Raw genomic sequence first — 24,632 nt, forward strand, 5'->3', positions numbered from 1 at the left:
GCCGGGGGCCCGGGCCGGGGCGGCGGCCCCGGAGGCGTCCGGCGGCCCGAAGCCCGCGGTCACGAGACCACCTCCGCCGCTCTCTCCGCCTTTCCCGCGACGGCGGTCTTCCCCGCGCCTCCGACCGTCCCCGCGCCTCCGACCATCCCTGCGCCGACTGCCGCCCCTACGCCGCCTGCCGCCCCTGCGCCACTCGCCAACCCTGCGCCGCCTGCCGACCCCGCTTCGCCGGCCTTCCCCGCGAGGGGCAGCCGGACGGTGAGCACCGCACCGCGCTCGCGGCCGACCTCGACGGTGCCGCCGTTGCGCCGCGCGGCCTGCGCGACGAGGGCCAGTCCGAGGCCGTGACCGCGGCCGTCCTGCTTGGTGCTCCAGCCGCGCCGGAACACGTCCTCGACGGCCGCCGGGTCGATGCCCGCCCCGGTGTCGGCGACGCGCAGCACCAGGTGGTCGTCCGCGTCGTCGATCCGCGCCGTCACGGTGACCTCCGGCGGGACGGGGCTGTCGGCGACGCCGGCGATCGCGGCGTCCACGGCGTTGTCGATCAGGTTGCCGAGGACGGTGATGAGGTCGCGGGCGGAGAGACCGGGCGGCAGGACGCCGTCGTCGATGCGGCTGTCCTCGGCGAGGGTCAGCTCCACGCCGCGCTCGGCCGCCTGGGCGGCCTTGCCGAGCAGCAGCGCGGCCAGGACGGGTTCGCTGACGGCGGCGACGACCCGGTCGGTGAGCTGCTGGGCGAGGGCGAGTTCGGCGGTCGCGAACTCCACCGCCTGTTCGTGGCGCCCGAGTTCGATCAGCGAGACGACGGCGTGCAGCCGGTTGGCGGCCTCGTGGGCCTGTGCGCCGAGCGCCTCGGTGAAGCCGCGCACGGAGTCCAACTCGCCGCTGAGCGACTGCAGTTCGGTGTGGTCGCGGAGGGTGACCGCACGGCCGAGGCCGGTGCCGATGGTGGAGGTGTTGAGGACGACGACCCGTTCGGCGGTCAGGTGCACCTCGTCGCGGACCGGGCCGTCGCCCAGCACGGCCGCGACGAGCGCCTCCGGCAGGCCGAGCCCGGCGACCGGCCGTCCCTCCACCGCCCCTTCCAGGACCAGGAGTTCGCGGGCGGCGTCGTTGCACAGCACCACCCGGTGTGCGCGGTCGAGCAGGACCAGGCCCTCGCGCACCGAATGCAGGGTCGCCTGGTGGTACTCGTAGAGGTGGCTGAGCTCGGCCGGGCCCATGCCGTGGGTGTGCCTGCGCAGACGGGAGTTGGCGAGGTACGTCCCGGCCCCGCCGACCGCGAGCGCGGCCACCGCCACCCCGACCAGCGCCAGCAGCGGGCCGGTCAGCTGCTCGGAGATGCTCTCCAACGTGATGCCCACGCTCACGAGCGCGATCACCCGGTGCTGCTCGTCCAGGACCGGCGTGACCACCCGTACCGACGGGCCGAGCGTGCCGGTGTACGTCTCGCTGCGGGTCTGCCCGGCGAGCGCCCAGTCGATGTGACCGAGGAAGCGCTTGCCGATCTGCTCCGGCAGGGGGTGGGTCCAGCGCACGCCGTCGGTGTTCATGACGGTGATGAACGAGACCCCGGTGTCGACGCGGACCTGCTCGGCGTACGGCTGGAGGACGGCGGTCGGGTCGGGCCCGGTGACCGCGGCGCGGACGGTCGGCGAGTCGGCGACCGCGTGGGCGACGGCGGTCACCTCGCGGCGGGCCGCCTCCTCGGTGCGGTCGGCGGTGAACAGGTACGCGAGCACGGCGCCGCCCGCCACCACGGCGGCCACGATGACGACCTGGACGGCGAACAGCTGTCCGGCCAGGCTGCGGACCAGGCGGCGCGGGTCGGGGAGCAGCCGGCGCGGCGCGGTGGCGGTGGGGGTGCGCACGGACATGCCTGCCAGTGTGCACCACGGCTCCGCGGACCCCGGGGGCGCGCGCTCCGCAGCGGGACGGGTGCGGGTGTGGGTGCTGATGCGGGTGCTGATGCGCCTTTGCGAACTCTATGAACGCAAACGTGACCTCCATCACTCCCGGGCCTGATAGTCGGAGCGGCCCACCACCCGGGGCCGCCAGGACTGCAGGGCGAAGGAGCCGCAGATGTCGATCGCTGGAGCCGCAAAGCCTTCGGGGGGCAGACGCGAGGAGGAGCCGGACGGGCGCCGCGCACCGGAGGGGGCCGCGCAGCCTCCCGCCGCGAAGCGGGACCGCACCCACTACCTCTACCTCGCCGTCATCGCCGCCGTGATCGCCGGCGTGGTGGTCGGCCTGGCCGCCCCGGGGTTCGCGGTCGGGCTGAAGCCGATCGGGACGGGCTTCGTCAACCTGATCAAGATGATGATCAGCCCGGTCATCTTCTGCACGATCGTGCTCGGCATCGGCTCGGTCACCAAGGCCGCCAAGGTCGGCAAGGTCGGCGGACTGGCCATCGGCTACTTCCTCGCCATGTCGACGGTCGCCCTCGCGATCGGGCTCGTGGTCGGCAACCTCCTGGAGCCCGGCAGCGGCCTGCACCTGACCGCCGCGCTGGCCAAGTCGGGCCACGCGCAGGCGGCGGCCGGCGGCGCGCAGTCCACCTCCGACTTCCTGCTCGGCATGATCCCGAACACCCTGGTCTCGGCCCTCACCGAGGGCAAGGTGCTGCAGACCCTGCTGGTCGCGCTGCTCGTCGGCTTCGCCCTTCAGGCAATGGGGCCGGCCGGCGCCCCGGTGCTCCGCGGCGTCGAGCACGTCCAGCGGCTGGTGTTCCGGGTCATGGCGATGATCATGTGGGTCGCGCCGATCGGCGCGTTCGGCGCCATGGCGGGCGTGGTCGGGGCGACCGGCACGGCGGCGCTCAAGAGCCTCGCCGTCATCATGATCGGCTTCTACGTCACCTGCGCCCTGTTCGTCGTGGTGGTGCTCGGCGCGCTGCTGCGACTGGTCGCCGGGGTCAACGTGTTCGCGCTCCTGCGCTACCTCGGCCGCGAGTTCCTGCTGATCCTCTCCACGTCCTCGTCCGAGAGCGCGCTGCCGCGCCTCATCGCCAAGATGGAGCACCTGGGCGTCAGCCGTCCGGTCGTCGGCATCACCGTGCCGACCGGCTACAGCTTCAACCTCGACGGCACCGCGATCTACCTCACCATGGCGTCGATCTTCATCTCCGAGGCGATGGACAAGCCGATGTCGATCGGCGAGCAGTTGTCGCTGCTGGTCTTCATGGTGATCGCCAGCAAGGGCGCGGCCGGGGTCACCGGCGCCGGGCTCGCCACGCTGGCCGGCGGACTGCAGTCGCACAAGCCCGCGCTGGTGGACGGGGTCGGGCTGATCGTCGGCATCGACCGGTTCATGTCGGAGGCCCGGGCGCTGACCAACTTCGCGGGCAACGCGGTCGCCACCGTCCTGATCGGACGCTGGACGGGCGAGCTCGACGCGGAGCGAGCGCGCCGGGTGCTCGCGGGCGAGCTGCCGTTCGACGAGCGGACGCTCATCGACACGCACGGCGGCCAGGACGCGGCGCCGACGGCCGTGAGCCCCGCTCCGGCGCCCGAGGGCGCGCCGGCGGCGAGCGGCGCCCCGGCGGCCGCCTGACGGCCTCACCCCTGACACCCCCGGCCCGGCGCCGCTTGACCAACCCCCGGAACGGCGCCGGGCCGGGGATGCCGCCGAGGGCTGAACGGCGGCAACCGACAGCTGACAGATAACAGATTTCAACATCTGTTATCTGTCAGCTGTTATCTGTTCGCCGTCCGATGTTCGCCGTTCACCCTTCGCCGTCCGCTGTCGGCCGCCGGCCACCGCGCCCACCGCCACACCCACCGTCACAACTCCTCGGACCCGCTGACCGCCCACGCGAGCCCGCACGCCGGATCCTCCAGGACCAGGTGCAGGTGCCGCAGACCGTCCGCCGGCTCGCACCACGTGAAGCACCGCATCCGGGCCACCAGCGCGTTCACCTCGCCCCGGTCCGGGCCGTCCGCCCCCGCCATCGCCCCCAGCGCCCGCCACAGCGCGAGCCGCCCGTGCGCCGTGCCCCGCGCCGGATCGACCGCCCCCGCCTGCACCAGCGCGGGCACGGCGAGCGCGAAGGGCAGGTACCCGCCGGTCACCAGCCCACTGCGGGCCAGATGGGCGGCCGCCTGCGGCGCCGGGCCGCGCACACAGGCCACCTCCGCCCAGTCCACCAGTTCGGCGAGCACCCGGGTGGCCCGCTGCCCGCGCAGTCGCCGCCCCGGGTCGGGCAGCGCCACGGGCCCGAGGCCCTCCCGGCTGGCCGGCAGCGTCAGCACCGCACTGCGCGCACCCCCTCGGGGCAGGTAGTCGCGGACCCGCACCCCCTCGCCCCACCCCGCCGCCTCCCACGGCTCCAGCACCATGGGCACGCCCTCCGGGTCGGGCTCGGCGCCGTAGGACAGGTCCTCGCCGATCAGCACCCGCGTGTGCGCGACGAGCCGCCGCACGCGCGCCGGGACGAGCAGCGGTGCCAGCCTCAGCCACGAGTGCCGGGTCGCCAGCACCTCCCAGAGCGGTCCCGCGTCGTGGTCGCCCGGCCCAGCGACGGCACCCGGCCCACCGTCCCGGTCGAACAGCCGCACGGCCACCTCCGGCGGTGCCGCGTACGCGATCAGATGGCCCAGCGGCGCGGCCTCCTCCGCCCCGAAGAGCTCGCCGCAGCGCGCCACCGAAGCCGCTCGGGCCCGCCGGTAGGCGGCCAGCAGTTCGGGCCAGCGGCCCTCGTCGGCCAGGGCGCGCATACGGCGGTCCTCGTACGTGATCACGATTTTCAGCGTACGGGCCGGGACGTCACATCAGCTGACTTGCCGTCAGTTCGGTGCGTCGGAGCAGCACGCACACCGCCCCCGCAGCCGGCCTCACCACCCTTCCCGCCCCGGCCGACGCCCCTGCGGCCGCGCTCGCCCGCCGCCGCCCGCTCGCGCTCGACGACGGCGCGCAGGCGCACGTGGGCGCGGCGCCGGGTGACCGCCAGCGTGCTGCGGTGGAGGCCGAGGAGCTCCGCGGCCTCGTCGACGCTGTAGCCGTCGAGGTCCACCAGGACCACCGCCCTGGCCTGCTTGGCCGTCAGGCAGCGCAGCAGCCGGACCACCTCCCACCGCGCCTGGAGCTCGGGCATCCCGCCACCCGACGGATCGGCCGCCACGCGCTCCCGCTCCCGCTCCGCCGGTTCGGGCACCGTGACGCGGCGCCGCTCCCGCCGCCACTGGTCGCGCAGGATGTTCGCCATCGTCGTGAACACGTAGGCGTACGGCTGCGGATGGCCGAGGAACCGCTCCGGGCGCCGGGCGATCCGCAGGTACGCGTCGTGGACGATGTCACCCGCCGCGAACGGGCTCCCGGTGAGCGAGGCGGCCGCCTGGTGGAGCCTCGGCAGCATTTCCGTGAACACCCGGTTGAAATCGGTCGGTTCGCCGACCGGATCACGTCCGCCGGCACATCGATCGGTCAATTCCGCCATGCCGCCCTCCCCGGAAATCGGCACCCGAACACCCAGCTGGAGCCGCCCCAGCCAGACGCACACATGTGACTCAGCTCACATCATAGTTCGTCGTCTCACTGTACGCGCTCAATCGTGTGCAACGCGTCATCATCCGTACGGAGAACGGGAATTCGCCACAGAACACCGGCTCGAACCGGCTCCCGCCGACACTCCCGCGCTCCGGACGGCCTGGACACTCCGCCCGATTCGAACGACCGAGCGAGGAGAACCACCATGCCGGGTCGCATCGCCAGGAAGATCGCCACGTTCGGGGCCGCGGCCACCGCCGCCCTCGGCATCCTCGGGACGACCACCCTGCCCGCCGCCGCCGACCCCGCGGCCGACCAGACCGTCACCGCCGGCCCGAACTCCGCCGCCGACGCCGCCACCGCCTCCTACCACTGCGTCATCACGGCCAACTACGGCTGGCACTGGGAGGGGAAGTGCGACATCTACTCGGGCGAGCTGCGGACCATCACCTACTGCGCCAACGGCACGTCCAGCACCGGCCTGTGGATCGGCGCGCGGCCGCAGGCGTGGGACGTGTGGGGCAACTGCCCGAACTCGACCTGGACCCGCGTGCTGTTCCAGAGCCGGGGCTGATCCCCGAAACGCGGGTCCGACCGTGGGTGCCGCACCGACCGGGCGGCACCCGGCCCGCACACCTGCCGCGTCCGTACGCGGGCACCCTCAGGCCGCCCGGTCGTGCCGGCCGGGGTCCGCGGACGCGGGCGCGGCAGGCGCCGGGAACTCCTCGATGGCGAGTTCGCCCGCCGTGCGACGGCCGGCCCGGTCCTGCGCGGGCGGGGAGAGCGCGACGAAGGCCGCGGCGAGGAAGAGGAAGGAGCCGAGACCGACGGCGAGCGGGAAGATGAACTCCATGGGGCTCGCGCCGCCGGGGCCGGTCCTGGTGGGCTCGAGGTGGACGTGGACGGCGGCCATGCCCGTGTAGTGCATGCAGCTCACCGCGAGCCCCATGACCAGCGAGGCGGCGGCCGCCGCGAAGCCGTTGCGGATGGTGACGGCGGCCCAGAGCGCGGCGGTGGCGGCGCCGACCGCGACCAGGACCGACAGCGCGACCGTCCCGGAGTCGTAGCGCAGGTCGGCGCGCATCCGCACGGCGGCCATGCCGAGGTAGTGCATCGCGGCGACGCCGAGGCCGGTGATGAGGCCGCCGACCAGGAGGGCGGGCCCGCGGGGGCCGCGGTAGGCGACGACGGCCAGGCCCAGCCCGGTGACCAGCACCGCGACCAACAGACTCAGGACGGTCAGCGGGACGTCGTAGCGCAACTCAGTGCCCACGACGGCGAAGCCCGACATGGCGACGAAGTGCATCGCCCAGATGCCCGAGCCGATCGCGGCGGCGGCCGTCAGGAGCCGGTTCCTGCGGGCGACGCCGGTCGCGGCGAGGCCGCGCAGGGTGCAGCGCAGGCCGAGCGCGGCGCCCGCGCAGGCCAGGACGTACGAGAGCGTGGGTGTCAGCCAGCCGGAGCCGAGGTGGTTGACGCTTCCCATGGGACCTCCGGTCGACCCGTCCCCGTCATATGCCGGACGCTCATGCGACCCCGGTCCGGGATGCGTGGGACGCTACCGAGGACCGGCACTGGCCAGCGGAAGATCCGAAAAGCTGCCCGCGGGGCGGGAACCGTGTGCTCGAATGGGTCGGTTCTGCGCCCCGGGACGATTGGGCCCGGAGAGCCCGGCGGACCGGCGGGCGCGCGAGCGGCGAACAGCGGGCGGAGAATGGCGGTCCGCGAACGGCGAACAGGTTTCAGATAACAGATGACAGATGTTGAAATCTGTCATCTGTTATCTGTCATCTGTTCGCCGGCCCCCGCCCCCTTGGCCCCTGCCCCCCTGTCCCCTGCCACCCCTCACCCGATCACCGCGGCGTCACCCGGATCCTCATCGGGCTCGCCGTCCGCAACGTGATCCCCTGGGCGAGCGCCACCCGGTGGTCGACCACCTCCAGATCGAAGTCCCGCAGCAGCACGCCCAGCGCCAGCACCGCCTCCAGCATCGAGAAGTGCTGCCCGATGCACGCCCGCGGACCGCCCCCGAACGGGAACCACGCGTACCGGTGCCGCCCCTTCTCCCGCTCCGGCAGGAAGCGGTCCGGGTCGAAGCGGTCCGGCTCCTCCCAGTGGTCGGGGTGCCGGTGGGTGACCCACGGCACCACGAGCACCTGCGAGCCTCCCGGCAGGACGTGCCCGCCGATGACCGTCTCCTCCACCGAGCGCCGCCCGATCAGCGAAGCCGCCGGGTAGAGGCGCATCGCCTCCTTCAACACCCGCGTGATGTACGGCAGTTCCTCCAGGTCCGCGGCAGTCGGCGCCCGACCGCCGAGCACCTTCTCCGCCTCCTCCTGCGCGAGCCGCCGCTGCTCCGGGTGCCCGGCGAGCAAGTGCAGGGCGAAGGCGAGCGAGGTCGCCGTCGTCTCGTGCCCGGCGAGCAGGAACACCAGGACCTGGTCCCGGAGTTCGTCCCGGTCCAGCTGCTCGCCGTCCTCGCCGCGCGCCTGCTCCAGCAGCGTCAGCAGGTCGTCCGCGTCGGGGTCGGCACCGCGCACCGCCCGGTCGGCGATGATCCGGTCGCAGACCGCATACAGGTCCCGCTGCGCCCCGACGCCCCGCCGGTTGCCCGGGGTCGGCCAGTGGCGCGGCAGGCGGATCGGGGCGACGCCCCGGTCCTGGACGTAGGCGCCGAGGATCGGGAAGCTGCGGTGCACGACCGCCACCGCCTCCTCCACGTCCGCGCCGAACAGGATCCGCGACACCGTGCGCAGCGCGAACCGCGACATCTCGTCCGCCGCGTCCACGACGCCGTCCGGCACCGCGTGCCAGCGCGCCGTGAGGGCCCGGGACTCCAGCGCGATCGCGTCCGCGTAGCCGTCCACCCGGCGACGGGTGAACAGCGGCTGGATGAGCCGGCGCTGGCGCTGGTAGTCGTCGTCCTGGCTGGTGAGCAGGCCGTTGCCGACGCTGGTCCGCAGCTCGTCGTAGAAGGCGTTCTCCTTGCGGAAGTTGGCGGCCTCGCCGCCGAGCACCTGCTGGGCGCCCTCGGGGGAGAACACCGCGTAGAGGTCCGTGCCGAGGCCGATCGGCCCGACGTGGAAGCGGACCAGGTCGCCGTAGTCGCGCCGGGCGTCGCGCAGGGTGCGCAGCGGGCGGCGGCCGATGTCGAGTCCGGAGCCGATGAGGGGCAGGCCGGGCGGTCCGGGTATCGAGCGGGTCGGGACGGCAGGTGCGGGGGCGGCGGCGATCGTCATCGGGTCTCCTTCTCCACGGCGCCCCAACAACCTAACTGACCGGTAATCACCGGCGGAAGGGTGCGCGGGGAGGGCGGACGCCCTATCGAACGCGCCCGGTCGTACCGAACGCGCTCGCCCCGCTCCGGCTCCGGCTCCCGCACCGGCCTCGGCTCCCGGGCCGGCTCCCGCACCGGCACCGGCACCCGCACCCGCCGAGCAAGACTGTCCGCCGAACCCGCCGCTGCCCCTACTCGTACTCGGTGCCGCCCTTGCGGGTCAGGTAGGCGTCGCCGACCACCTTGGCGATCGCTCGGCTCCCGAGCAGCGGGCTCCAGCGCTCGGTCACCGGCCGGATCACCACGCCTTCGCGCATGTGCAGTTCGCGCCCGGAGACGGTCTCCTTGCCCTGCGCGAGCTCCAGCACCGTGTCGGGGTCGAACGGTCCGCGCCACAGCTCGGGCACCAGCGGCAGCCGGCCGTCGAGCAGGTCGGCCGCGGACAGCCAGCGCAGTTGCCCGTCGACCACGGCGGAGACGTCGAACGCGGCGTAGCCGGGCAGCTCGCTCCGGCCGGCGGCGCCGTACGTCAGGTCCTGGACGCCGGCCCCGAAGACCTCGCCGAAGATGCCGACGCGCTCGGCGCCGAGCCGCTCGGCCAGTCGGGCGGCCACGTCCGGTATGCCGTGGGCGCGCACGGCGCGCCAGTAGAGGTTGCGCTCGTCCTCGGCCAGGGCGAGCCCCTGCGCGCCGATGCCCTTGGACGACACGTGCACCTCGCCGGTGGCGGCGGTGTAGGTGACGAGGCAGCAGCTGCCGTGCAGCTTCTCGGTGAGCACGACGGGCTCGCCGGGCTCGAAGACGTCCGGGTAGCGCTTGAGGTTCTCGATGTCCACCCAGGGCAGGAGGTCGGGCGCGCGGACGACGTCGCCGTTCATCGACGTGGGGATCGGCGGCTGCCACTTGACGATCCCGAGGGCCTCGGCGAAGTCCGCGCCGTGCTCCGCCGCGGCGGCCAGGTCGGTGCCGGCGAGCGAGGCGGGGCGGCAGACGATGCCCTGCGACAGTTCGCCGCGCAGCCGGACGGCCCTCACGCGGTCCGCCTTACTGCCGGCCAGTTTGCCGGTCAGGCCTAGTTCCGCGATCAGTTCTTCGGGGAGCACGGACTGTTCGGGGATGTAGACGGCGTAGTCGCCGGTCCGGTACACGCCCTTCGCGACCACCGCCCGGTAGAGCCCGACCTGCGCGAGCTCCAGGGCGTCGGCATTCGGGTGTTCCAGGACGACCAGCTTCTCGGCGGTGACGCGCAGCGTGGACATGGACGGGCTCCTCCCCGTGGTTCTCGGTGCACCCGGCCGGGTGGCCGGGCGCGGACCGCCACCACTCTGTCGGCTCGGACCACCGGGCGCGACGGAATTTCAGCGCGCCCCTGCCGTGGGCCTTCTGCCGTGCACCTTCCGCCGCATGCCTTCCACCGCATGCCTTCCACTGTGCGCCTTCCACTGTGCGCCTTCCCGTGCTGCTCTCCGGCAGCGCCCGATCCGCGGCCGCACCCCCCCCCAGGGCGCAGGACCACCCCAGGGCCACCCCGACACCACCGTCCGTGCACGTTTGAGCCTTCCCACAGTTGGGAAGACACCCTCGCCACGCCCCGCCTGTGCAATGCGACAGACGATTTTCCGCTCGCATCTGCGGCACTATGATCACCGTAACGGCCGCACCTGCGGCTCATCCCCGCGCCCCTTCCGGCGCGCGCCGAGGAAGGGAAGCACCGATGGGCTCCCGCACGACCACCACCCGCAGACTCGCCGTCGCCGCCGCCGCGGCCCTCGTCCTCAGCCTCGGGGTCACCGCGTGTGGCAGCGACGGCGGCAAGTCCTCGGCCGGCGCGACGACCCCGGCGGCCTCCGCGGGCTCGGCGGCGGCCGGCGGCACGGCGAGCGCGGGCTCGGTCCCGAAGGCCACCGGCGACATCACCGTCTTCGCCGCCGCCTCGCTCAAGGAGACCTTCACCGAGCTCGGCAAGAAGTTCGAGGCCGCGAACCCGGGCGCCAAGGTCACGTTCAACTTCGGCGGCAGCTCCAGCCTCGCCACCAGCATCAACTCCGGTGCCCCGGCCGACGTGTTCGCCGCCGCCAGCCCGGCCACCATGAAGACCGTGACGGACGCGGGCGGCGCGAGCGGCACGCCGGCCACCTTCGTCAAGAACACGCTCACCATCGCCGTGCCCAAGGGCAACCCCAAGCACATCACCGGGCTGAAGGACCTCACCACCTCCGGCGTGAAGGTCGCGCTGTGCGCCAAGGAGGTGCCGTGCGGCGCCGCCGCCCTGACGGCGCTGCAGGCCGCCGGCGTCAACCTGACCCCCGTCACCCTCGAACAGGACGTCAAGGGCGCGCTCACGAAGGTCGAGCTCGGCGAGGTCGACGCCTCCCTCGTCTACCAGACCGACGTGAAGGCCGACGCGGGCAAGATCGACGGCGTGGACTTCCCCGAGGCCGCCAAGGCCGTGAACGACTACCCGATCGCCACGCTGGCCAAGGCCCCGAACAAGGACGGCGCCGCCGCGTTCGTCGCCTACGTGCAGTCGCCCGAGGCCAAGCAGGTCCTGACCGCGGCGGGCTTCCAGGCACCGTGAGCGGCCGAGACAACGGCACCGGGGCGGGCACCGGCCACGGGGACACCCCGGCCGGCGCCCGCCCAGCCGCCGACCTGGCCCGCGCAACCGGCACTCTCGGCAGCACGCCCGGCACGCCCGGCACGCCCGCTACGCCGTCCCGTGCCAGGAAGGGACCGCGCCGACGCCGGCACGCGCCGCGTGTCCCGGCCACGCTGCTGCTCCCGGCGCTGCTCGGGCTGGCGTTCCTGATCCTCCCGCTCGTCGGCCTGCTGGTCCGTGCCCCGTGGAGCGCCCTCTCCGAGGAGCTGACCAGCACCGCCGTCTGGGACGCCCTGCGGCTGTCCCTCATCTGCGCGACGCTCGCCACCACGGTGTCGCTGGTCCTCGGCGTCCCGTTGGCGTGGCTGCTCGCCCGCACGGAGCTGCCCGGCCGACGGGTCATCCGGGCGCTGGTCACGCTGCCGCTGGTGCTGCCGCCGGTGGTCGGCGGCGTGGCGCTGCTGCTGGTCCTCGGGCGGCGCGGGATCGTCGGCTCGTGGCTGGACTCGGCGTTCGGCATCACCCTGCCGTTCACCACCACCGGTGTGGTGATCGCCGAGGCGTTCGTCGCGATGCCGTTCCTGGTGATCAGCGTCGAGGGCGCGCTGCGCGCAGCCGACCCCCGTTACGAGGAGGCCGCGGCGACCCTGGGCGCGTCCCGGCTGACGGCCTTCCGCCGTGTCACGCTGCCGCTGATCGCGCCCGGCATCGCCGCCGGGGCCGTGCTCGCGTGGGCCCGGGCGCTCGGCGAGTTCGGCGCGACGATCACGTTCGCGGGCAACTTCCCCGGGAAGACCCAGACCATGCCGCTGGCCGTCTACCTCGCCATGGAGTCCGACCCGGAGGCGGCGATCGCGCTGTCCCTGGTGCTGCTCGCGGTGTCCGTCGCCGTCCTGGTCGGTCTGCGCGACCGGTGGATGTCCACCACGCCGTGACCACCCCATGACCGCTTCCGCCCCTTCCCGCTCCCCCGCCCCATGGACGCCGCCCGGATGAACCCAGGACCCGTGAACCCCGCTCAGCCGAACCCGGCCTCAGGAAACCCGGCATCAGGGAACCCGGCCACCGAAAGCCCCGTGCCCGGAAATCCCGCGTCCGAAGGTCCTGTGCCCGAAAGCCCCGTGCCCGGAAATCCCGCGTCCGAAGGTCCTGTGCCCGAAAGCCCCGTGCCCGGAAGTCCAGCGTCCGGGAGTCCCGCGCCCGGACGTCCAGCGCCCGCCCTCGACGCCCGGCTGCGGATCGAACGGGCCGCGTTCACGCTCGACCTGGCACTCAGCGCCGCGCCCGGCGAGGTGATCGCCCTGCTCGGCCCGAACGGCGCCGGCAAGTCCACCGCCCTGCGCGCCCTCGCCGGGCTGCTCCCGCTCACCGGCGGCCACCTGCGCCTGGACGGCGCCCTGCTGGCGGACCCCGCGCGCCACGTCCACACCCCCGCCGAGGAGCGCCCGGTCGGTGTGGTGTTCCAGGACTACCTGCTCTTCCCGCACCTCAGCGCGCTCGACAACGTCGCCTTCGGCCCGCGCTGCCAGGGCCGTCCCAAGCGCGAGGCCCGCGCCGAGGCGGCCGTCTGGCTGGAGCGGATGGGCCTGGCGGACCAGTCCGCCTCCCGTCCCGGCGGCCTCTCCGGCGGGCAGGCGCAGCGCGTGGCCCTCGCGCGGGCGCTGGCGGTGCGCCCGCGGCTGCTCCTGCTGGACGAGCCCCTGGCCGCCCTGGACGCCCGCACCCGTCTCGACGTCCGCTCCCAACTCCGGCGCCACCTGGCCGAGTTCGAGGCGGTCGCGGTGCTGGTGACGCACGACCCGCTGGACGCCATGGTGCTGGCGGACCGGCTGGTGGTGATCGAGGGGGGCCAGGAGGTGCAGTCCGGTACCCCGGCGGAGATCGCCCGGCGGCCGCGCACCGACTACATCGCCCGCCTGGTCGGCCTCAACCTGTACCAGGGACGGGCGGACGGCCGGCGGGTCGAGCTGGCGGACGGCACGGTGCTGGCCACCACCGAGGAGCTGTCCGGTCCGGCGTTCGTCGCGTTCCCGCCGTCCGCGGTGACGCTGCACCGGGAGCGGCCCGACTCCAGCGCGCGCAACGTGTGGGAGGCCAAGGTCGTCGGGCTGGACCTGCACGGCGACCAGGTCCGCGCGGACCTGACCGGCGAGCTGCCGATGGCGGCGGACCTCACCCCGGCCGCGGTCGCGGAGCTCGACCTGGCGCCCGGCACCACGGTGTGGGCGTCGGTCAAGGCCACCCAGACGCACGCCTACCCGGCCTGAGGCAGGGGCCCGCGCCGCGCCGCCCCCTGCCCCTACCCCCGCCCCGAGACGCCCCGAGACGCCTATTCCGAGACTTGTCCTCCGAGATTTGGACTCCGAGGCTGCTACTCCGCCGGCTCGACGAACCCTGATTCGTACGCCGCGATGACCGCCTGCGTGCGGTCGCGCGCGCCGAGCTTCGCGAGGACGCTGCTGACGTGCGTCTTGACCGTCTGCACGCCGACGAAGAGCCGGTCGGCGATCTCGCCGTTGCTGAGCCCCCGGGCGACCAGCCGCAGCACCTCCGCCTCGCGCTCGGTCAGGGCCGCCCTCGCCAACGCGGCGCGGGCCGCCGTGTTGCCGTGGCCGGCGGCGAGGCGGCGGATCGAGGCCGGGAAGAGCAGCGACTCCCCGGCCACCACGAGCCGCACGGCGTGGACGATCTCGGCCGGGCGGGAGCGCTTCAGCAGGAAGCCGTCCGCGCCCGCGCGCAGGGCCTGGTAGACGTAGTCGTCGTTCTCGAAGGTGGTGACGACGAGGATCCTCGGCAGCCGCTCCTCCGGGGCCCCCGGACCATCCGGGTGCGCCGCCGCCCGGGGCCGCACGAGTTCGCGGGTCGCGGCCAGGCCGTCCAGGACGGGCATCCGGACGTCCATCAGCACGACGTCCGGGCGCAGCGCGCGGGCGAGTGCCACTGCCTCGGCGCCGTCGGCCGCCTCGCCGACCACCCGCAGGTCGCCCTGTGCTTCCAGGACGGCCCGCAGGCCGGCCCGGACGAGCTCCTCGTCGTCGGCGAGCACGATGTCGACGGTCCCGGCGGTGCGCCCGTTGTTGATCATCACGATCCCAAGCGTAGGGGCAGCCGGACGGCGAGCACCCATTCACCAGGGCCGGCGCCGCCCCCGCTCCGCCCCGCTGTCCCCGCTGTCCCCGCACTCCCCGCCGTGGCCTCGCCCCCGAGCAGGATGGCCCGTTCGCGGATCCCGCGCAGCCCCTTCCCGCCGCGGCCGCCCGGCGCGGCACCCCGAGCCGATGAACCGCCGCGCGCGCGTGAGTCGTTGCGCAACAGGTTGGCGCAGCGCAGCTCCAACCGCCCGTCCCGGACGGCGATCCGGACGCTGACCAGCTCGCCCGGCGCGTACTTGAGGGCGTTGGTCAGCCCTTCCTGGACAATCCGGTAGGACTCGCGGGACAGCACCCCGGGCAGGACGCCGGCGGGCACGTCGATCGACGCGTCGACCGGATTCCCCGCCGCCCGCGCGGTGTCGAAGAGGGAAGAAAGGTGCTCAACGCCCGGATTCTCGGTGGCCGTTCCGTCCGGAGCCTCGCGCAGCAGGACGAGCGTCCGTTCGAGGTCGTCCATCGCCCTGCGGCCGGTCTCCTCGATGACTTCGAGCGCCTTGGCGGCGAACGCTGGATCTCCGACCTCGCGCGCTGCACCTGCCTGAAGGACCGTCACCGTCAGGGCGTGGCCGATGGAGTCGTGCAGCTCGCGGGCCAACCGGTTGCGTTCCAATAGGCGTTCGGCCCGTAGTTCGGCCTCCGCAAGGCGCTCCGCCGGTGATGGACTCAGCAGCCCTATGGCCATCGCCAGTTGAAGCCGCCCGGCCCAGACAACCAGCCAGCCGTAGCCGAAGAGCAGCACCGGTGCCGTCAGAGGTCGCCAGAACCGCCCCAGTGCGTGGGGAAGTCGGAGCCCGGCGAAGGCCGTGTCGGATCCGGTCAGTAGCGCATAGACGGCGGTGAGCACGGCCACCGACGCGAACCCCGTCACCGTTCCGAGCGCGACGCGCCCGATCAGCCAGGCGGCCGTGCGCCGCCGGTCGGCCCAGGTGCGGGACGGTTCGGCGGCGATGTCCTCCTCGCGGTCCGGCACCAGCAGCAGCCGCGCCTGGACGCCCTCCGCACGGCGCATCGCGGGCACCAGCGCGACGAGCGCCAGCAGGACGGCGTCCACTGCGACACTCTGCGCCAGGATCTCGGCGAGGCCCTTCCGGTACGTCCCGGGATAGATCATCAGCACGACGCCCGCGAAGACCCACCCGATCAGCAGGTGCAGCCAGCGCGCGTACGTGGCGCCCGCGAGCAACGGCGCTATGAACCTCGGCATTGCGCCATCCTGCCAGGTCAGCACCACCCTTGGCGTCCCTCGCCGGTGCACGACCGGCTCCCTCCCGAGAGGGAGGCGCATCCCCTCCGCGGCGGGATCCGCCGGACCGGCCCGCCCCGGTCCAATGGAGCCACCCGCCGGAGGACCGGCACGGGCGCCCGGCCGGAACGCCTTCGGGCCCGGCGAGAGGAACAAAGAGGTACGGCAGGAAGGAGCGCGCGGCCGTGATCGAGATCCAGGGCCTCACGAAGGAGTACGAGGGCAGGCGGGTCGTCGACGACCTGTCCTTCACTGTCCGGCCCGGCGTCGTCACCGGCTTCCTCGGCCCGAACGGCGCCGGGAAGAGCACGACGATGCGCCTGGTCCTTGGCCTGGAGCGCCCGACCACCGGCCGCGCGCTGATCGGCGGCGGCGGCCCGGCCGGAGGCCGCCCGTACGCCGAACTGGCGTACCCCCTGCGGCGGGTGGGAGCCCTGCTCGACGCCCACGCACTGCACGGTGGACGGACCGCACGCGGCCATCTGCGCTGGCTCGCCGCGAGCAACGGCCTTCCGGAGCAGAGGGTGGACGAGGTGCTCGCGCAGGCCGGTCTGGCCGACGCGGCCACCCGCCGGATCCGCGGCTTCTCACTCGGCATGCGCCAGCGCCTCGGGGTGGCCGCGGCCCTGCTCGGCGACCCGCCCGTCCTGATGCTGGACGAGCCGGTGAACGGCCTCGACCCCGAGGGCATCCGCTGGATCCGCACCCTGCTGCGCGAGCTCGCCGCCGAGGGGCGGGCGGTGCTGATGTCCTCCCACCTGATGTCCGAAATGGCGCTCACCGCCGACCACTTGGTGGTGATCGGCCGCGGCCGCCTGCTCGCGGACGCCCCGACGGCCGAGTTCATCGAGCGCCACGGCCGCCCCCGGGTGCGCGTCCGCGCCGTCGACGCGACGAAGCTCGCCGCACTGTTCGGCGACGACGACGCGCACCGACTGACCGCAGACCGACTGACCACAGACCGGCTGGCAGCGCACCGACTGACCGCGGACCAGCTGGCCGCGGACGGCGTATCGGCGGCCCAAATGGACGACGGAGCCTGGGAGGTGAGCGGGGCGGAACCGGAACGGATCGCCGCACTCGCCGCCGAGCACGGTGTGGTCCTGTACGAGATCGCCCTCCAACAGGACTCCCTGGAAGAGGCGTTCATGCGGATGACGGCAGAGAGCGTCGAGTACCGCGCCGGCTCGGCGGCCGCAACATGAGCTCAACCACCAACGCTGGAAGCGTGTTTCGACACGCCCTTCGCGCCGAACGCATCAAGTTCACCACCCTGCCATCGCTCTGGATCCCGCCCCTGCTCGCGCTCCTCCTGACCCCCGGCATCACCACTGCGGTCGGCGCCGCGCTCGGCGGCACGGAGCCCCACCTCACCGACGACCCCGGCTCCGGCGTCTACTACGGCCTCAACTTCGGCCAGTTGCCGGTGGTTTGCTTCGGCATCCTGCTGATCGGCCAGGAGTTCAACACCCGCATGATCGGCACCTCCCTGACCGCCGTCCCGTCGCGCGGACGCCTGTACGGCGCGAAGCTCACCCTCGCAACCGCGGCCACCCTCGTCGTCGGCATGGTCGGGACGGCGGGCGCGTTCGCCGGGTACGCCGCCACCGTCCCCGGCGAGTGGACCGGGCCGGCTCTGGTGCGCAGCGCCACCGCCGGTGTGCTCTACCCCGCACTCCTGACGGTGTTCTGCCTCGGGGTGACGTCCCTGCTCGGCAACCTCACCGCCGCCATGGGCCTGCTGGCCCCGACCGTCTTCCTGCTCTCGCCGCTCCTCGGCGGCATCCCGGGAGCAGACCGGGTGGTGCAGTTCCTGCCCGACCGCGCCGGCCAGTACGCGCTGCACTACACCGACGACCCGCAGGTCGCCTACGGACACTGGACCAGCCTGCTGATCGCGGCACTCTGGGCGGGCGCCGCCGCGTACGCGGGCCTGCACGCCCTGCGCCGCCGCGCCGCCTGACCACGGGCCACCGCCCACGGACCACAGAGCGCCGACCACGAGCGCGCCAACTGCTCTGGAAACCGAGGACCGTCATGACCACCACGCACAACGCACTGCGCGCCGAACGGATCAAGTTCACCACGCTGCCGTCCCAATGGGCGGCGCCGCTGGTCACCCTGGCGCTTACCGTCGGCATCACCGCCGCCGTCGGCGCCGCATCCGGGCGGGACCCTGCACCGCCCGGCAAGGAGCCGGCCGCGACGATCCACTACGGGCTGCTGTTCGGCCACGTGGGCGTGGCCTGCCTCGGCGTCCTGTTGATCGGCCAGGAGTTCAACACCCGCATGATCGGTACCTCCTTGACCGCCGTCCCGTCGCGCGGACGCCTGTACGGCGCGAAGCTCGCCGTGGGCTGCTGGCTTGGCCTGTTGCTCGGACTGGCCTCCACCGCAGGCTCGTTCGCCGCGACCGCCGCGACCACCGGCCTCGACCTCTCCACCCCGGGCCTCGCCCGCAGCTTCCTGGCCGGCGTGGCCTACCACCCGCTGCTGGTCACCCTCTGCCTCGGACTGACGGCGATGCTCGGAAACCTCAGCGCCGCCCTCGGCCTGATCCCGCCGATGGTCTTCCTCGGCACGACGTGGCTGGCGGCCATCCCCGGCGTACGTGAGGCCGGCCAGTTCCTCCCCGACCGCGCGGGCCTGTACGCGATGCGCACCCGGACCGAGCCGGGCATCCACTACGGCCACTGGACGGGCCTGCTGATCATGACCGCGTGGACGGCCGCCGCGGCCTACGGCGGACTGCGGGCGATGCGGCGGTACGAGGCGTCGGGCCACTAGCAACTTTCGGGTTGCACGTCGGCGGATCGACGTGCAACGCTGGACTTGCACACAACGGCACCGGATGGGGGAGATCCACGGCATGGTCAGCGACAGCACGGTCACCGACGGCACGGCCGCCGACAGCATCGAACGCGAGATCGTCATCGCGGCACCCCGCGAGCGGGTCTGGCAGATCCTCACCCGGGCCGAGTTCCTGGGCCGCTGGTTCGGCAGCGGCGCCCCGGCCGAGATCGACCTGCGGCCGGGCGGGCGCATGGTCTTCGACCACGGGGTGCACGGCACGCTGCCCGCCCGGATCGAACAGGTGGAGCGGCCCGCGGTGTTCTCCTACCGCTGGTCGCAGGGCGCGGCCGGGGAGGAGCCCGCCGCCGACAACTCCACGCTGGTCCGGTTCACCCTCACAGCCGTTCCCGGCGGCACCCGACTGCGGATGGTCGAGAGCGGCTTCGCCACCCTCGCCCTGCCCGCCGAAGCCGTCCTGGCCCGTCACGAGCAGAACAGCGCCGGATGGGATCGGAAGCTTCCCGAACTCGTCCTCCATGTCGCGAAGTTGCCCGCGTGACACCGGAGCACGGAAGCGATCCGGTCGCGGCGGTACTGGCCGCGCTCGCCGAGCCGACCAGGCGGCACGTCCTCGACGCCCTGGCCGCCCGGGGCACGGCGACCGCCACCGAGCTCGCCGACGGACTCCCCGTCACCCGGCAGGCGATCGTCAAGCACCTCGCCGTCCTCGACCAGGCGGGCCTCGTCACCGCCCATCGCGCCGGACGCGAAGTCCGCTACCGGCCGGCCCCCGACACCCTCACGGCCACCGCCCGCTGGATGGCCGACCTGGCCGACGCCTGGGACCGGCGCCTCCTGGCCATCAAGCACCTCGCGGAGGGCGCGACGGCGGCGGAGGGGGCGAGGGCGGCGGAGTGACTGCCGTCGGGTGACGACAAACAGCGAACAGATAACAGATTTCAGATTTTGAAATCTGTTATCTGTTCGCTGTTACCTGTTCGCCGTCACCCGACGACCGTTCGCCGCTCGGGCGAGGCGGCCAGACACAGCCGTGGACGGTCGACGTACGCGTCAGCCGCCCCGAAGACCGACCGCCAGGGTCAGTTCAAGGACCCGGTCGGGCGAGGCGAGATCCGGAAACAGCTCCCGCAGCTGCGACATCCGGTACCGGACCGTCTGAGGATGGACGAACAACGCCGCCGCCACCTCGTCCCGCCTGCCCTGGTGCAGCAGCCACGCCCGCAACGTCTCCTCCAGCCGCCGTGCGGTCGCGACAGGCAGGGTCCGCAACGGCGCGAGGGCTCGGGTACGCAGGTCTGCGAACGCGTCCGCGTCCGCGCTCAGCACCAGCTCGGGCAGGTGGTCCTCGGTGTCGCGAATCTCAGAGGAGAGGGAGCGCGCACGGACGGCTCGCGCGTACGAGGCGGACGCACGAATCCATGGCCGTGCCGGGCCGACCACGGCGGTGCGGTCGGTCAGCTGCCGCAGGAGGTGTGGCCGGTCGGCATCGGGGACGAGCAGCACACCGGTGGCGTCCGGCAGATCGTCGAGGACGAGGGTGCTCGGGTCGAGCACGCGGTAGGCGGGCCGGGCCTGGGCGGCGGGCAGCAGGACCGCGGTCAGCGTAACCGGGGGCTGCCACCCGGCCCGTTGAACGGAGGCCAGCAGCACGTCCGGACTCGCGCCGGCGAGGAGGTCGCGGGCCAGGTGTTCCAGGTGGCGCTCCTGGGCCCTGCCCCGGGCGGCCAGTTCGTCGGCATGGCCCGCGGCGCTCGCGGCGGAGAGCTCGTCGATGTAGGCGAAGGTCAGCTCGGCGAACTTGGCGACCTCGGCGGCGGGCAGACCCGCCGGCACGGCACCCGCTGCCAGGCATCGCCAGGCCACACGGGCGCCGACGCGGTAGGCGCTGAGCAGGGCGTCCATCGAACGGCCGTCCCGCACCTCGCCGCGGCCCAGCTCGTAGGCCGCGTCACCGGCGTCGCCGCCCGTGGCGTTCCCGCTCGCGAGGTCCAGGTAGTGCCCCAGGGCGGTGCGGACGGCTCGGCGGATGGTGCCGCCCATGCGGCCCGAAAGCGCGTTGGCGTAGGGAGGGACCTCGTCGATGATCGCCTCGACGACCTCGTCGGCGGTGGCCGTCAGCGCGGCCCGAAGCGCGGTGACCGTCGTCTCGTCCAGGACCAGCTCGCCGGCCCTCCGGATTGCTTGGCTCATGTTCTTGTTCCCTGCGAACAACTCAGCCGATCGGATTTACGTCCTACGGTCAGGACTTTACGCCTCGAGGCGCAGCAAGCTGGAGTCATGACGAGTGCAGCGCTCCGCAGCAGGGCGTGGAAACTGCTGGAGATGGTCACGACGCCGCTGCTGCCGTCGGACTACCTCGACCTGGTCAGCCCGCTGCGTGCGGGCGCCGACCTGCGTGGGCGCATCGAGGCCGTGCACCCCGAGACGAGTGACGCCGCGACCGTCGTGATCAGGCCGGGACGGGGCTGGCGCGGCCACACTGCCGGTCAGTACGTACGGATCGGGGTCGACGTCGACGGGAGGCGCCTGTGGCGTTCCTACTCCATCACCTCACCGACGGACCGCCGGGACGGCCGCATCACGATCACCGTGAAGGCGATCCCGGACGGCAAGGTCAGCAACCACCTCGTCCGCAGGGCGACCCCGGGCACGCTGGTCCAGCTCGATCAGCCGACCGGTGACTTCGTGCTGCCGCGCGCCAAGCCCGCCAAGGTGCTCTACCTGACGGCCGGCAGCGGCATCACGCCCGTGATGGGCATGCTGCGCGACATCGAGTTCGACGACGTCGTCATGGTCCACTGCGCGCCCCGGCCGCAAGACGTGATCTTCCGCGACGAACTGCACGGCCTGGTCGCGGACAAGAAGCTGCGCCTCGCCGAGGTGCACACCTCCACGGACGGCAGGCTCGACATCGCCCGCCTCGGCGAACTCGTGCCCGACTGGGCCGAGCGCGAGACCTGGGCCTGCGGGCCCTCGGGCCTGCTCGACGCCGCAGAGGAGCGCTGGGCCGAACACGGCCTCCGAGAGCGCCTGCACACCGAACGGTTCCGCCCCCGCATCGTCGCCGGCAACGGCGACGGCGGCGGCGGCGAGGTCACGTTCAGCACCACCGGCAAGACCGTCGACGCGGACGGCGTCACGCCGTTGCTGGACATCGGCGAGGAAGCCGGCGTGCTCATGCCCTCCGGGTGCCGCATGGGCATCTGCTTCGGCTGCGTCACGCCGCTCAAGGCGGGCGCCGTCCGCGACCTGCGCACCGGCGAGATCACCGAGGCCGAGCCGGGCGTCCTCATCCAGACCTGCGTGTCCGCCGCGGCGGGCCCCTGCGACATCGAACGGTAGAGGCACCTTGACCGCAATCGACCCCACCGCCCACCTGACCGCGGAGCAGATCGAGGAGCTCGGCCGCGAGCTGGACGCGATCCGCGACGCGGTGATCGCCGACCGCGGTGAGAAGGACGCCGCCTACATCCGCAAGGTCATCTCGGCGCAGCGCAAGCTCGAGCTGGCCAGCAGGGGCGTGCTGCTGTTCTCGATCTTCCCGCCCGCGTGGCTGCTCGGCACCGCCGGCCTGTCCGTGGCCAAGATCATGGACAACATGGAGATCGGCCACAACGTCCTGCACGGCCAGTGGGACTGGATGCGGGACCCGAAGATCCACTCCACCACCTGGGAGTGGGACCACGTCTCGCCGGCCGAGCAGTGGAAGCACTCGCACAACGAGCTGCACCACACGTACACCAACGTGATCGGCAAGGACAACGACCTCGGATACGGCATCATGCGCGTCGACGAGGACCAGAAGTGGCACCCGCTCCACCTCGGCCAACCGCTGTGGAACTTCGTCAACGCCTGCTTCTTCGAGTACGGCATCGCGGCATACGACCTCGAACTCGGCAAGAACCTGCACAAGCGCCGCCGCGGGAACCCGGAGTTCCGCGCGCGGGCGAAGGCCGTGGGCCGCAAGATCCGCAAGCAGGTGCTCAAGGACTACGTGATCCACCCGCTGCTGTCGGGCCCGTCGTTCCTCACCACGCTCGCCGCCACGTTCACCGCGAACCTGGTCCGCAACATCTGGACCCACTCGGTGATCATGTGCGGGCACTTCCCGGAGGGCGTACAGGTCTTCGAGCGCCGGTCGGTCAAGGGCGAGACGCGCGGCCAGTGGTACCTGCGCCAGATGATGGGCTCGGCGAACATCAGCGGCAGCAGGGCCATGCACTTCATGACGGGCAACCTGTCCCACCAGATCGAGCATCACCTGTTCCCGGACCTGCCGAGCAACCGGTACGCCGAAGTCGCGGTGAAGGTGCGCGCGCTGTTCGAGAAGTACGAGCTGGAGTACGTCACCGGGCCGCTGCCCAAGCAGGTGTTCTCCGCGTGGCGCAAGGTCTTCCGGCTCTCACTGCCGAACAGGAAGCCCCAGGTCGAGACACCGGCCCGCGAGAAGGAGCTCATCGCGGCCTGACGCCCGGTACTGGTTCTCCGGGTGACGACATCCGCGCGGGAGCCCTCGCCGCGCTCGACGGCCCGCGGACCACGGCGGCCGGGACGGCAGCCCGACACGGCGTCGACCCGGCCCGGCCAGGCAGGACCGAGGAGGCCGGGCGCCGGCTCCGCTCCGGGGCACCGTCGACGCGCCGACGGCATCCGGTTCTCGGGCTCAGCGCAGCGCCGGGTGCTCCGCGATCACCGTGCAGCTGCCGGGGGCGATCTCGGTGAAGCCCGCGTCGCGGACCACCGGGAGGCCGCTCGCCACCAGTTCCGCCCACGCTTCCGGCGTCGGCGTCCGCACGGCGAGCGCGAAATCGGACTCGGCCCATTCCTTGCGCTGCGCCTCGTCCAGCCGCCACCAGGCGAGCTGGGCCGCGTGCCCGGTCTGGGCCATCGTCTTGCCCGCGCTCATCTCCACGTCCGGGTTGAGCCACAGCACCGGCAGGCCCGCCTGCGGGGCGCCGATCTCCTCGGTCTCCTCCAGGTCCGTCCCCGAGACCTGGAGCTTCGCGAGCTCCTTCGGCCACCCGTCCAGCGGGACTGGCGGGAACACCCGCACCTCCGCCTCCCGCCCCCGCACGGTGATCCCCGGCAGTTCGCCGGCCCGGCGCCACTCCCCGCCCCGGGCCCGCCGGACCACCTTGCGGATCCGCGCGTCCTCCCACGCGGCGACCCGCTCGGTCCACTCGCCGTCCGCCTCGGTGACCCGCGGGTCGGCGAGCAGCGTGAGCACGGCGCGGGCCGACGTCTCCAGCGCGTCCGTCCGCCCGGGCGGCGTGGCCCGCTCCATCCGCACCACCAGCGGCAGCACGTACTGCGGCCGGCCGTCGCGGTCGTCCGAGGTGGGCACGGGAACGGGGGCATCGAACGGAGAAGTCACCCGTCCAGCATGCCAGCCCCCCGGGTCACCCGATCACGGCAGGTCCCGCCCGGCCCCAGCCCTCTGCCGCACCCTTCGGTCACACCCGCCGGCCAGACCCCGCCGGCCACACCCCGCCAGCCACACCCACCGGCCAGACCCGCCGGCGGCTACCGCAGCCGCTGCCGCAGCTCGTCCACCGCCGCACGGATGCCCGCGCTGTAGGCGTCCTCCGGCAGGGCGTCCAGGCTGCGGACGGCACGCTCCAGTTGCTCGCGCGCGAGGTCGGCCTCGCCCAGCTTGAGGTGGTCGGAGGCCAGGTTGAGGTGCAGCGACGGGTAGAACGCCCGCACCTGGAGCGCGGACTCGTACGTCTGGGCCCGCTCGGCGGTCAGCGAGTCGGCGGCGGCCAGCGCCCGGCGGTCCCACTCCAGTTCGGCCCGCGGGTCGTCCTGGAGGTCGGCCAGGTAGTGGGCGAGCACGCAGCGGTGGAAGACGTCGCCGCGCTCGCCGAGCGCCTCCCACAGCGCCTCGAAGCTGGCCCGCGCCTCGGCCGTACGGCCGCGCTGCGCCGCCTGCACGCCGTCCAGTCCGAGCGCGATCCGGGAGAGGAACTGGTCGTCCCCGGCCGCCGGGAGCCCGTCCGGGCCTGCTGGCACGTCGCGCATATCAGATACATCGGACATGTCCGCAGCCTAGCCGCCGCCCCC

General features: G+C 73.3%; 23 protein-coding genes. 12 read left to right on the plus strand and 11 right to left on the minus strand.

Translation table 11 applies throughout. The features are described from left to right. Positions 1-59: 59 nt before the first annotated feature. The gene (locus tag ACFV4F_RS00735) at positions 60-1,877 is read right to left on the minus strand and encodes an ATP-binding protein (RefSeq protein ID WP_380499910.1); all 1,818 of its coding nucleotides are present in this window, start codon (positions 1,875-1,877) and stop codon (positions 60-62) included. A gap of 211 nt (positions 1,878-2,088) precedes the next feature. On the opposite strand from ACFV4F_RS00735, the gene ACFV4F_RS00740 reads away from it, so the two are divergent. Beyond that, positions 2,089-3,552: a cation:dicarboxylate symporter family transporter gene (locus tag ACFV4F_RS00740; protein WP_380500000.1), complete on the plus strand. Its 1,464-nt coding sequence runs from the start codon at positions 2,089-2,091 to the stop codon at positions 3,550-3,552. Between the two features lie 230 nt (positions 3,553-3,782). Here the strand turns inward: ACFV4F_RS00740 and ACFV4F_RS00745 are convergent, their stop codons facing one another. Together ACFV4F_RS00745 and ACFV4F_RS00750 are read right to left on the minus strand one after the other, a co-directional pair. Further along, positions 3,783-4,739 carry a hypothetical protein gene (locus ACFV4F_RS00745; protein ID WP_380499911.1) on the minus strand — a complete coding sequence of 319 codons (957 nt, stop codon included), beginning with the start codon at positions 4,737-4,739 and terminating at the stop codon, positions 3,783-3,785. Positions 4,740-4,744: 5 nt separating this feature from the next. Next, complete coding sequence (locus ACFV4F_RS00750; protein ID WP_380499913.1) at positions 4,745-5,434, minus strand: RNA polymerase sigma factor; 690 nt, start codon at positions 5,432-5,434, stop codon at positions 4,745-4,747. Between the two features lie 255 nt (positions 5,435-5,689). Between ACFV4F_RS00750 and ACFV4F_RS00755 the strand changes: the two genes are divergently transcribed. Beyond that, positions 5,690-6,058 (plus strand): hypothetical protein, encoded by a 369-nt coding sequence (locus ACFV4F_RS00755; protein ID WP_380499914.1) that lies wholly within the window; start codon positions 5,690-5,692, stop codon positions 6,056-6,058. Between the two features lie 87 nt (positions 6,059-6,145). Here ACFV4F_RS00755 and ACFV4F_RS00760 read toward each other — a convergent pair whose 3' ends face one another. The 3 genes from ACFV4F_RS00760 to ACFV4F_RS00770 form a co-directional block, all read right to left on the minus strand. Beyond that, positions 6,146-6,970 carry an MHYT domain-containing protein gene (locus tag ACFV4F_RS00760; RefSeq protein ID WP_380499915.1) on the minus strand — a complete coding sequence of 275 codons (825 nt, stop codon included), beginning with the start codon at positions 6,968-6,970 and terminating at the stop codon, positions 6,146-6,148. 367 nt (positions 6,971-7,337) lie between these two features. Then, a complete protein-coding gene (locus tag ACFV4F_RS00765) occupies positions 7,338-8,723 on the minus strand; it encodes a cytochrome P450 (protein WP_380437266.1) in 1,386 nt (461 codons plus the stop codon). Between the two features lie 229 nt (positions 8,724-8,952). Then, positions 8,953-10,020 carry an RNA ligase (ATP) gene (locus ACFV4F_RS00770; protein WP_380499917.1) on the minus strand — a complete coding sequence of 356 codons (1,068 nt, stop codon included), beginning with the start codon at positions 10,018-10,020 and terminating at the stop codon, positions 8,953-8,955. A 455-nt stretch (positions 10,021-10,475) separates the two neighbouring features. On the opposite strand from ACFV4F_RS00770, the gene modA reads away from it, so the two are divergent. The 3 genes from modA to ACFV4F_RS00785 all read left to right on the plus strand — a co-directional run bounded on the left by modA (position 10,476) and on the right by ACFV4F_RS00785 (position 13,627). Beyond that, complete coding sequence (gene modA / locus ACFV4F_RS00775; RefSeq protein WP_380499919.1) at positions 10,476-11,339, plus strand: molybdate ABC transporter substrate-binding protein; 864 nt, start codon at positions 10,476-10,478, stop codon at positions 11,337-11,339. 74 nt (positions 11,340-11,413) lie between these two features. Further along, a complete protein-coding gene (locus tag ACFV4F_RS00780) occupies positions 11,414-12,295 on the plus strand; it encodes an ABC transporter permease (RefSeq protein WP_380500001.1) in 882 nt (293 codons plus the stop codon). 231 nt (positions 12,296-12,526) lie between these two features. Next, positions 12,527-13,627 carry an ABC transporter ATP-binding protein gene (locus tag ACFV4F_RS00785; RefSeq protein WP_380499920.1) on the plus strand — a complete coding sequence of 367 codons (1,101 nt, stop codon included), beginning with the start codon at positions 12,527-12,529 and terminating at the stop codon, positions 13,625-13,627. 104 nt (positions 13,628-13,731) lie between these two features. Here ACFV4F_RS00785 and ACFV4F_RS00790 read toward each other — a convergent pair whose 3' ends face one another. Then, entirely contained in the window at positions 13,732-14,445 is a 714-nt protein-coding gene (locus ACFV4F_RS00790) for a response regulator (protein ID WP_380500002.1), read from the minus strand. Then, positions 14,445-15,743, minus strand: coding sequence for a sensor histidine kinase (locus ACFV4F_RS00795; protein WP_380499921.1), 1,299 nt, complete (start codon positions 15,741-15,743; stop codon positions 14,445-14,447). Before ACFV4F_RS00795 ends, ACFV4F_RS00790 begins: the two co-directional genes overlap by 1 nt. A gap of 197 nt (positions 15,744-15,940) precedes the next feature. Here ACFV4F_RS00795 and ACFV4F_RS00800 point away from each other — a divergent pair, with 197 nt between their 5' ends. The 5 genes from ACFV4F_RS00800 (at position 15,941) to ACFV4F_RS00820 (ending at position 19,466) form a co-directional block, all read left to right on the plus strand. Further along, entirely contained in the window at positions 15,941-16,960 is a 1,020-nt protein-coding gene (locus ACFV4F_RS00800; RefSeq protein ID WP_380499922.1) for an ATP-binding cassette domain-containing protein, read from the plus strand. A 23-nt stretch (positions 16,961-16,983) separates the two neighbouring features. After that, positions 16,984-17,718, plus strand: a complete 735-nt coding sequence (locus ACFV4F_RS00805; RefSeq protein ID WP_380499924.1) for a hypothetical protein — start codon at positions 16,984-16,986, stop codon at positions 17,716-17,718. A gap of 74 nt (positions 17,719-17,792) precedes the next feature. After that, the gene (locus tag ACFV4F_RS00810) at positions 17,793-18,542 is read left to right on the plus strand and encodes a hypothetical protein (RefSeq protein ID WP_380499926.1); all 750 of its coding nucleotides are present in this window, start codon (positions 17,793-17,795) and stop codon (positions 18,540-18,542) included. Between the two features lie 82 nt (positions 18,543-18,624). Then, the gene (locus ACFV4F_RS00815; RefSeq protein ID WP_380499928.1) at positions 18,625-19,107 is read left to right on the plus strand and encodes an SRPBCC family protein; all 483 of its coding nucleotides are present in this window, start codon (positions 18,625-18,627) and stop codon (positions 19,105-19,107) included. Then, complete coding sequence (locus ACFV4F_RS00820) at positions 19,104-19,466, plus strand: ArsR/SmtB family transcription factor (protein WP_380499929.1); 363 nt, start codon at positions 19,104-19,106, stop codon at positions 19,464-19,466. The genes ACFV4F_RS00815 and ACFV4F_RS00820 overlap by 4 nt, the downstream gene beginning before the upstream one ends. Before the next feature lie 153 nt (positions 19,467-19,619). Here the strand turns inward: ACFV4F_RS00820 and ACFV4F_RS00825 are convergent, their stop codons facing one another. Then, complete coding sequence (locus ACFV4F_RS00825; RefSeq protein WP_380437286.1) at positions 19,620-20,759, minus strand: PucR family transcriptional regulator; 1,140 nt, start codon at positions 20,757-20,759, stop codon at positions 19,620-19,622. Between the two features lie 87 nt (positions 20,760-20,846). Here ACFV4F_RS00825 and ACFV4F_RS00830 point away from each other — a divergent pair, with 87 nt between their 5' ends. Further along, positions 20,847-21,911, plus strand: a complete 1,065-nt coding sequence (locus ACFV4F_RS00830) for a ferredoxin reductase (RefSeq protein ID WP_380499931.1) — start codon at positions 20,847-20,849, stop codon at positions 21,909-21,911. A 7-nt stretch (positions 21,912-21,918) separates the two neighbouring features. Further along, complete coding sequence (locus ACFV4F_RS00835) at positions 21,919-23,037, plus strand: fatty acid desaturase family protein (RefSeq protein WP_380499933.1); 1,119 nt, start codon at positions 21,919-21,921, stop codon at positions 23,035-23,037. Between the two features lie 195 nt (positions 23,038-23,232). On the opposite strand, the gene ACFV4F_RS00840 is transcribed toward ACFV4F_RS00835, so the two are convergent. Then, complete coding sequence (locus ACFV4F_RS00840) at positions 23,233-23,943, minus strand: aminoacyl-tRNA hydrolase (protein ID WP_380437292.1); 711 nt, start codon at positions 23,941-23,943, stop codon at positions 23,233-23,235. A 149-nt stretch (positions 23,944-24,092) separates the two neighbouring features. Next, positions 24,093-24,608 carry a hypothetical protein gene (locus ACFV4F_RS00845; protein ID WP_380437294.1) on the minus strand — a complete coding sequence of 172 codons (516 nt, stop codon included), beginning with the start codon at positions 24,606-24,608 and terminating at the stop codon, positions 24,093-24,095. Between the last annotated feature and the right edge of the window lie 24 nt (positions 24,609-24,632).

Source organism: Kitasatospora sp. NPDC059722, assembly GCF_042733235.1.
GTDB lineage: Bacteria > Actinomycetota > Actinomycetes > Streptomycetales > Streptomycetaceae > Kitasatospora.

Coding starts and splice junctions, on each gene's coding strand:
- ACFV4F_RS00765 (WP_380437266.1), bottom strand. CDS start 8,723: ATGACGATCGCCGCCGCCCCCGCACCTGCCGTCCCGACCCGCTCGATA.
- ACFV4F_RS00760 (WP_380499915.1), bottom strand. CDS start 6,970: ATGGGAAGCGTCAACCACCTCGGCTCCGGCTGGCTGACACCCACGCTC.
- ACFV4F_RS00815 (WP_380499928.1), top strand. CDS start 18,625: ATGGTCAGCGACAGCACGGTCACCGACGGCACGGCCGCCGACAGCATC.
- modA (WP_380499919.1), top strand. CDS start 10,476: ATGGGCTCCCGCACGACCACCACCCGCAGACTCGCCGTCGCCGCCGCC.
- ACFV4F_RS00810 (WP_380499926.1), top strand. CDS start 17,793: ATGACCACCACGCACAACGCACTGCGCGCCGAACGGATCAAGTTCACC.
- ACFV4F_RS00825 (WP_380437286.1), bottom strand. CDS start 20,759: ATGAGCCAAGCAATCCGGAGGGCCGGCGAGCTGGTCCTGGACGAGACG.
- ACFV4F_RS00755 (WP_380499914.1), top strand. CDS start 5,690: ATGCCGGGTCGCATCGCCAGGAAGATCGCCACGTTCGGGGCCGCGGCC.
- ACFV4F_RS00830 (WP_380499931.1), top strand. CDS start 20,847: ATGACGAGTGCAGCGCTCCGCAGCAGGGCGTGGAAACTGCTGGAGATG.
- ACFV4F_RS00770 (WP_380499917.1), bottom strand. CDS start 10,020: ATGTCCACGCTGCGCGTCACCGCCGAGAAGCTGGTCGTCCTGGAACAC.
- ACFV4F_RS00750 (WP_380499913.1), bottom strand. CDS start 5,434: ATGGCGGAATTGACCGATCGATGTGCCGGCGGACGTGATCCGGTCGGC.
- ACFV4F_RS00790 (WP_380500002.1), bottom strand. CDS start 14,445: ATGATCAACAACGGGCGCACCGCCGGGACCGTCGACATCGTGCTCGCC.
- ACFV4F_RS00845 (WP_380437294.1), bottom strand. CDS start 24,608: ATGTCCGATGTATCTGATATGCGCGACGTGCCAGCAGGCCCGGACGGG.
- ACFV4F_RS00735 (WP_380499910.1), bottom strand. CDS start 1,877: ATGTCCGTGCGCACCCCCACCGCCACCGCGCCGCGCCGGCTGCTCCCC.